Source organism: Rivularia sp. UHCC 0363 (assembly GCF_034931125.1).
Taxonomy (GTDB): domain Bacteria; phylum Cyanobacteriota; class Cyanobacteriia; order Cyanobacteriales; family Nostocaceae; genus Rivularia.
Genome location: NZ_JAYGHM010000025.1, coordinates 95,245 through 100,589 on the forward strand (window position 1 = coordinate 95,245; position 5,345 = coordinate 100,589).

Below are 5,345 nucleotides of genomic sequence, written 5' to 3' on the forward strand. Positions count from 1 at the left end.
AGTTAGGAATGGGGCTGGGGGATTTTCCCATTTGGAAACAGCAAGCGAGCAAGATGCTCGCACTACAGAGGATTTTGTAACTCTTAATTTCTAGACCCTCTCCCTATCCCATCCCCTTTTCCTCTTGTCTCCATCCTCAATTGATAATTGATTCACAAGATAAATCCTAATCCTAATAGCAAACAACACCAAAATTGCACTGCGATCGCGATGAATTTGGAGTTATTAACTTTGAGGGGTTGATTGTGATTTTGCCCGACATGATTACATAACTGTAGAGCAAAAGGTAAGCTAAACCAGCTTAAAAGCGTCCAGAAGGGAAATATTCCGCAAATTACAAATATCAATATCGACACATAAATACTACCAGTTAACCAGTTTAAAACTTGAGAACCTGTTTGAGTCCCCAGACGAACAATCGGTGAAAGTTTACCTGCTGCTAAGTCTTCTTTCACTTGATGAAAATGGGAACAAAATAACACTAAAGTTGTGGCAATACCAACTATTAACGAAGCGGCTAAACTCGTTAAAGACCAACTTTGAGTTTGGCTGTAATATGCTGCCGATACTCCCAAGGGACCAAAAGCAAAGAAGCAAAGTATTTCTCCTAAACCTTGATATCCCAAACGAAAAGGAGGTCCTTGGTAAAGATATCCTAAACCGCAACAGAGCAAAATTATTCCAATTACAGTCAAGTCTTGTTGCCACCAACTAATTGCTAGTATTCCCAACAATCCCAGACTTAAAAAGCAATTTCCTAGCCAAAAAATTAATTGTCTATTGCCTGTTAAACTCACTAGAGAATGAGGTTTATTAATGTCAATTCCTGTATCGGAATCAAAAACATCATTACTCAGATTTTCCCAGACAAGAATCAAAATTGCAGCAGCTAAAAACGTGCAAAAAACGGCTGCATGAAGCACCTTTGTTTCGGCAAAAGCAACAGCCGTTCCTACCCAAATGGGCATAATCGCAACGCTATACATTGGCGGTTTGATCGCCGCCATCCATAACTTTTTATTGGGATATAAAATCAGCTTTGTAGTCATCAGTCGCAATCAATTGAATTGCTAAATTTTCCACCGACACAAAGTAGCAAGCGTGTTCATCATAGCCTCTGTTTTACCAGCTATCTGCCTTTACTACATCCCTTGTCTAATGGGGCTGTATTTAGAACGGAAGCTCCTGTAAAATTTACACTGCTGCAAGTTAAGGAGGTTTTTGACATCACCGTTGTGTCTCCTCAGCTAGCTGGTAAAACTGCATCTGAATGTGCTACCTGTAGAAATACGACCACGTTTCATGATGCTTTAGGAAGAGATCTTCAAAAAAATTTACTATTTTTAAAACTATGATTTCACTATGTTCTGCCGAGTTTGCTGTATATAATAAGGAACTATACCAATTTCTTGTAAATAATCGAGCATATTGCATTAAGAATAGTTACACGCAAATAGCTAGTATTGCCTTAGAAATTGACTCGGTAGACCCTCTGGTTGTCTTCCAGAAACTATCCAAATCTGATCGGCTTAATTTCTACTGGGAAAACCCCAGCAAAAAAGAGGCGATCGCCGCTCTTGATGCGGTAACAAAATTTAAATTTGCAGGTAAAGAACGTTTTTCTCAAGCTGAAAAATTTATCAAGGATTCTCTGGGCAAAATAGTTAATTTTTGCAACGTAAATCATTATTTTACAAAACCGTTATTTTTTTGCAGCTTTAGTTTTTTTGAAACAAATTTTCAGCAAGATTACCCTTTTTCAGCAGCTACCATCTTTTTACCAAAATGGCAAGTCACTCGTAAAAACGACCGCTGTGTATTAGTAGCCAATATTTTGGTTAATGCGGATTTGAATATAGAGGAAACTTTAGAATATTTGTGGCGAAAAGTTACGACTATCAATATTTTAAAATACAATTTTGTTGATTTAGATGATTCTAGACCGGAATTTATTAAAAAGTCGATCGCGAAACCAATTAAATTCAAACTATCAGTGCGATCGGCAATAGAAAGTATCAGTAAAGGTCACTATAGTAAAATTGTTTTAGCGGATGCTCTAAATATCAGGTCAAGTGTTCCATTTGACTTATTCAAATCATTAAATAATCTCCGACAGCTACACCCCAACTGCTGTATTTTTTCTACAAGTAATGGTAGAGGACAAAATTTTATCGGTGCTTCTCCGGAAACGTTAATTGCAATTCGCAACCAAAAGCTAATCGCAGATGCTTTAGCTGGAAGTGCTGCGAGGGGGAAAACACCGCAAGAAGACGCGAAAAATGCCGATCGCCTGCTTAATAGTGAAAAAGAAAGACACGAGCATTCCCTAGTAATTGATTTTATTACTCAAAGGTTATTCAGTCTAGGTTTACTGCCCCAAGTTTTAGCTCCGAGATTGCGACAATTGTCAAATATTCAGCATTTGTGGACACCCATTATCGCCAAAGTTCCCCGCAACGTGCATCCTTTACAAATCGTCGCTCAACTGCATCCTACACCAGCAGTAGCGGGAGTTGCACCGGATGTTGCCTGTATGGAAATTCGCCGTTATGAAAGCTTCGAGAGGGGCTTATACGCTGCCCCCTTGGGCTGGATCGATTCTGAAGGTAACTGTGAATTTATCGTGGGAATTCGTTCGGCACTGATCGACACTTCCACGAAATCATCCCTTTTGTATGCGGGTGCGGGAATTGTACCAGGTTCAGACCCAGAAAAAGAATTTGCAGAAATTCAGCTTAAATTGCAAGCCTTGTTGAAAGCGTTAACTTAATCAATTATCAATTATTATTTCGTAGTTCCGATTGTGAGAAAATATATGTGTTTCGCATCTAACGCACCTTTTGAACAAACCATCCGTTCTTAAAATCCAAAATCCAAAATCTAAAATCAGCTTATGCCTTTAATTAAAGTCCAAAGTTCTGTATCTACTCCCCAAAAAGCTGAAGTGGAGGGAATGTTGAAAACTTTATCGTCTAAGTTAGCCAAGCATACTGGGAAACCGGAATCTTATGTAATGACTGCTTTTGAAGCAGAAGTTCCCATGACTTTCGCTGGTAGTTCCGACCCAGCTTGCTATATAGAAATCAAAAGTGTCGGCACTATGAAGCCGGAACAAACAAAATCGATGAGTCAGGACTTTTGTCAAGAAATTAATCAAACCCTTGGTGTACCAACAAATCGCATTTACATCGAATTTGCGGATGCGAAAGGTGCAATGTGGGGTTGGAATGGCGGTACATTTGGTTAAAATATATAAACTTTAAAATCTACACTTCCCCAGCAATAAAAACGTCAAATACTCTACCATAAAGATTCAATGACTTTTTAGCGATCGCGGTTCCACTATGTCTGTTAATTCTGTAGCTTCTTCTAAACCTCCCGTTCCTCAATCCCCGAAACTCTCTATTCCTCCTTTGTTGGGAGCATCCTTGTCAGAACTTACAGATTGGGTACAGCAACACGAACAACCAGCTTACAGAGGAAAACAGTTGCATCAGTGGATATACCAAAGAGGCGCTCGTTCTTTGAGTGATATTACTGTATTCTCTAAACAGTGGCGGGAATCTGTAGCAGAAATCTCGGTAGGACGTTCTACTCTACATCATCGTTCTACCGCTCCCGACGGTACCGTAAAATATCTTTTGGAACTAGCAGATGGAGAAGTTATCGAAACCGTTGGGATTCCCACTTTTAAGAAATGGGGAAAAAATAATCGACAAGCAGAAAATTCAGAAGATTTAGAACGTCTAACGGTTTGCGTTTCTACTCAAGTTGGTTGTCCGATGGCTTGCAATTTCTGTGCTACTGGTAAAGGTGGTTACAAGCGAAATTTAGGTCGTCACGAAATTGTAGACCAAGTTTTGACCGTACAGGAAGACTTTGGACAGCGAGTTAGCCATATCGTATTTATGGGTATGGGTGAACCATTATTAAATGTAGATCATACTTTAAGCGCGATTCAGTGCCTTAATAAAGATGTAGGAATTGGACAGCGTAACTTAACGCTTTCCACAGTGGGTATTCCCGGACGCATTCGTCATCTTGCAAAACATCGTCTTCAAATCACTCTTGCTGTCAGTCTCCACGCACCTAATCAAGAGTTGCGAGAAGAACTTATTCCCAGCGCTCACAAATATAAAATTGAAGAATTACTTGCTGAATGTCGCGATTATGTAGAAATGACCGGACGACGTGTATCTTTTGAATATATTTTGCTCGCCGGTGTGAACGACCTCCCAGAACACGCTCACCAACTATCGCGGCAATTACGCGGATTTCAAAGTCACGTAAATTTGATACCCTACAATCCCATTGAAGAATCAGAATATAAGCGCCCCCCCTACGATCGCATTCAAGCTTTTGTACAAGCCTTAGAAAAACACCACATAGCACACAGCGTTCGTTACTCCCGTGGTTTAGAAGCCGACGCTGCTTGCGGACAGTTACGTGCTGGGAAAAAGTAGGATGGGGAGATGGGGAGATGGGGGGACAAGGGGACAAGGGGACAAAAAGAATTTTAACCTTTAACCTATGCCCTTTTTTTATTTATTTGCGTAAATACCGGGTGCGTAAGCTTCAATTACTCTTCCGGTACGGGTACAGTTAATCATTAAATAATCGCATTTTGCACATTGGGTACGACATATTTGGCTTTCATCAATATGATGTCTTTCACATTTGTTTCCACAGTTAGAACAACAAACTTTTTGTATTATTCTCATTTTTAAACCTGCTTTTGTAATATTTAGGATAATTTGGTGTTACTTTCGGTTCGTTACCTTTTAGATGCTCGATTCACATTGATTTTATGGATATTTCATAGAATTCAGTTTGAGACCTGTACAGCAGAGCAATATTTATATGTGTTTTTTATTGTCTTACTCTTGAGACCCTTTGCCATCCAACTTTAGATACAAAAATGATTGAATGAACGCGATTTATATATTTCGATTGGGCGATTGTTGTCATTTATCCTTTGAGACCGCTTGGTTTAGAGTCATTCTAGAATAACCTAACTAGATTTATAATTTGTAAAAACATTATTATTTTTTAAACAAGTTTGATTTATAACATCTTTATAGTTAAAATAACGAAATATGAAGATGAAGCCGTAAAGGATTGGGGCTAAAAATAGAAATACAGACAAAATTTGAGTAAATATTCCGAAAATACTCCGAATATTCGATTTACGATAGATTTATTTTATTTGTTAATCTAATGGTAGGTAATGGGTAATGGACAATGGGTAATTGATAGCTGATTTATTCAGTTGTAAGTTACCCATAATTTTTTATTTGTTTGAATTTTGGTAGGCAATAAATATCAAATAGCGGTTATTAAGTAGA

The 5,345-nt window shown here is 38.6% G+C and carries 6 protein-coding genes; 4 read left to right on the plus strand and 2 right to left on the minus strand.

The genetic code is table 11. The features are described 5' to 3' along the window. Window positions 1-152: 152 nt before the first annotated feature. A complete protein-coding gene (menA, locus tag VB797_RS16040; RefSeq protein WP_323238707.1) occupies window positions 153-1,049 on the minus strand; it encodes a 2-carboxy-1,4-naphthoquinone phytyltransferase in 897 nt (298 codons plus the stop codon). An 18-nt stretch (window positions 1,050-1,067) separates the two neighbouring features. Between menA and VB797_RS16045 the strand changes: the two genes are divergently transcribed. The 4 genes from VB797_RS16045 (at window position 1,068) to rlmN (ending at window position 4,463) form a co-directional block, all read left to right on the plus strand. Beyond that, entirely contained in the window at window positions 1,068-1,355 is a 288-nt protein-coding gene (locus tag VB797_RS16045; protein WP_323238708.1) for a hypothetical protein, read from the plus strand. After that, a complete protein-coding gene (locus VB797_RS16050; protein WP_323238709.1) occupies window positions 1,352-2,770 on the plus strand; it encodes an isochorismate synthase in 1,419 nt (472 codons plus the stop codon). The genes VB797_RS16045 and VB797_RS16050 overlap by 4 nt, the downstream gene beginning before the upstream one ends. Window positions 2,771-2,893: 123 nt before the next feature. After that, complete coding sequence (locus VB797_RS16055) at window positions 2,894-3,247, plus strand: phenylpyruvate tautomerase MIF-related protein (protein ID WP_323238710.1); 354 nt, start codon at window positions 2,894-2,896, stop codon at window positions 3,245-3,247. Between the two features lie 97 nt (window positions 3,248-3,344). Further along, window positions 3,345-4,463: a 23S rRNA (adenine(2503)-C(2))-methyltransferase RlmN gene (gene rlmN, locus VB797_RS16060; protein WP_323238711.1), complete on the plus strand. Its 1,119-nt coding sequence runs from the start codon at window positions 3,345-3,347 to the stop codon at window positions 4,461-4,463. Between the two features lie 78 nt (window positions 4,464-4,541). Here rlmN and VB797_RS16065 read toward each other — a convergent pair whose 3' ends face one another. Continuing rightward, window positions 4,542-4,721 carry a replication restart DNA helicase PriA gene (locus VB797_RS16065; RefSeq protein ID WP_323238712.1) on the minus strand — a complete coding sequence of 60 codons (180 nt, stop codon included), beginning with the start codon at window positions 4,719-4,721 and terminating at the stop codon, window positions 4,542-4,544. Window positions 4,722-5,345: the final 624 nt, after the last annotated feature.